This is a genomic window from Hymenobacter persicinus (assembly GCF_004167665.1).
Lineage (GTDB): Bacteria > Bacteroidota > Bacteroidia > Cytophagales > Hymenobacteraceae > Hymenobacter > Hymenobacter persicinus.
Genome location: NZ_SEWE01000128.1, coordinates 1 through 1,886, shown reverse-complemented (window position 1 = coordinate 1,886; position 1,886 = coordinate 1). Strand labels below are relative to the sequence as shown.

Annotated in this window: 2 protein-coding genes; both read right to left on the bottom strand. The window is 58.1% G+C overall.

Translation table 11 applies throughout. The annotated features are described in order from the left end of the window. Positions 1-50: 50 nt before the first annotated feature. Positions 51-770 carry an OmpA family protein gene (locus EWM57_RS20935; protein ID WP_165370608.1) on the bottom strand — a complete coding sequence of 240 codons (720 nt, stop codon included), beginning with the start codon at positions 768-770 and terminating at the stop codon, positions 51-53. 370 nt (positions 771-1,140) lie between these two features. Continuing rightward, on the bottom strand, positions 1,141-1,886 hold a 746-nt coding region (locus tag EWM57_RS20930), incomplete at its 5' end, for an OmpA family protein (RefSeq protein ID WP_317128213.1).

Genomic DNA, 1,886 nt, shown 5'->3' with positions numbered 1-1,886 from the left:
CCGCGCCAACGGGGCGCGGTCTTTTTTGAGGGAGAGAGCCTGCGAAAAACTTACAGACGGCCTTGCTCGGCAGCCTTTTTCATCTTTTCGTTGGCGTAGATGGCAATTTCTACGCGGCGGTTAGCCTGCTTGCCTTCCACGGTGGTGTTGTCGGCAATGGGCTGGGAAGAGCCGTAGCCCGTAGCCGTCACGCGGGACGCATCAACGCCCTGGCTGGTGGTGTAGTTTGCCACGGCCTGGGCCCGGCGCTCCGACAGGGGCTGGTTGATGGCATCGGTGCCCGAAGCATCGGTGTGACCTTCAATCAGCACGTTCGTGTCGGGGTATTTCTGCAGCACGGCAGCCATTTTCTGGATTTCCGTCATCGAAGCCGGACGCAGCGTGGCGCTGTTGGTGTCAAAGAGGATACCCGAGTCGAAGGTGATCTTAATACCTTCGCCCACGCGCTCTACTTTGGCGTTCTGCATGTCGCGCTGCAGCTCTTCGGCCTGCTTGTCCATCTTGCGGCCAATCAGAGCGCCACCGGTACCACCCACGGCAGCCCCAATGATAGCGCCGGCAGCCGTACCGTTTTTGCCGCCAATCACGCGGCCCAGCACGCCCCCGACTACGGCCCCACCACCGGCTCCGATGATGGCACCCTTAGCGGTTTTGCTCCAGGGCTTCTTGGTGGTCGTGGTCGTGGTGGTCGTGGTTTGCGCTTCGGCGAAGTTCGAGCTCAGCAGCAGTACGGCCAGCATGGCGGCGAAATACGAACGGAGATTTTTCATGGGGTTGGTTTTGAGGTTTTGGTCTAGGATTAGAAGAGTTGGTTTCGGCGCTAAACTAGGGGAGAGTTTTCAGACTGCCGTTACCGTTGGGTTAGAAGCAGAATTGCAACCACCTTGCCAAAACGCGGCTGGCCGATTTGAAATTGCTTAAAATGTTGCCTAACGGCGCTACAAAGCTGTTTTTCAGGCCAGAATAATTCTCGTTTTTTCTCTAACGACTGGCTAATGGCGTGCAAAAACGCTACCATCAACTAGCTAATTTATACTTCGAGCAAACGCCCTTTGCGGCCGAATGCATCGAGGGCCGGCAACGAAAAAGACCGCGCCAACGGGGCGCGGTCTTTTTTGAGGGAGAGAGCCTGCGAAAAACTTACAGACGGCCTTGCTCGGCAGCCTTTTTCATCTTTTCGTTGGCGTAGATGGCAATTTCTACGCGGCGGTTAGCCTGCTTGCCTTCCACGGTGGTGTTGTCGGCAATGGGCTGGGAAGAGCCGTAGCCCGTAGCCGTCACGCGGGACGCATCAACGCCCTGGCTGGTGGTGTAGTTTGCCACGGCCTGGGCCCGGCGCTCCGACAGGGGCTGGTTGATGGCATCGGTGCCCGAAGCATCGGTGTGACCTTCAATCAGCACGTTCGTGTCGGGGTATTTCTGCAGCACGGCAGCCATTTTCTGGATTTCCGTCATCGAAGCCGGACGCAGCGTGGCGCTGTTGGTGTCAAAGAGGATACCCGAGTCGAAGGTGATCTTAATACCTTCGCCCACGCGCTCTACTTTGGCGTTCTGCATGTCGCGCTGCAGCTCTTCGGCCTGCTTGTCCATCTTGCGGCCAATCAGAGCGCCACCGGTACCACCCACGGCAGCCCCAATGATAGCGCCGGCAGCCGTACCGTTTTTGCCGCCAATCACGCGGCCCAGCACGCCACCCACTACGGCGCCGCTACCGGCCCCAATCAGGCCGCCCTTGGCCGTTTTGCTCATGCCGGTTTTGCGGGGGCCCGTGCCGTTAGCATCCGGAATGTTTGGGTTGCGGGTGGTAGCGCACGAGCCGAAGAACAGCGTCATGGCCATAAATAAGGCCATCAGTGATTTGGAAGATTTCATCAGAATGGAATTAG

Bases quoted from the DNA above. Each gene is read 5' to 3' on its own strand.
- EWM57_RS20935 (WP_165370608.1), bottom strand. From the start codon at position 770: ATGAAAAATCTCCGTTCGTATTTCGCCGCCATGCTGGCCGTACTGCTG.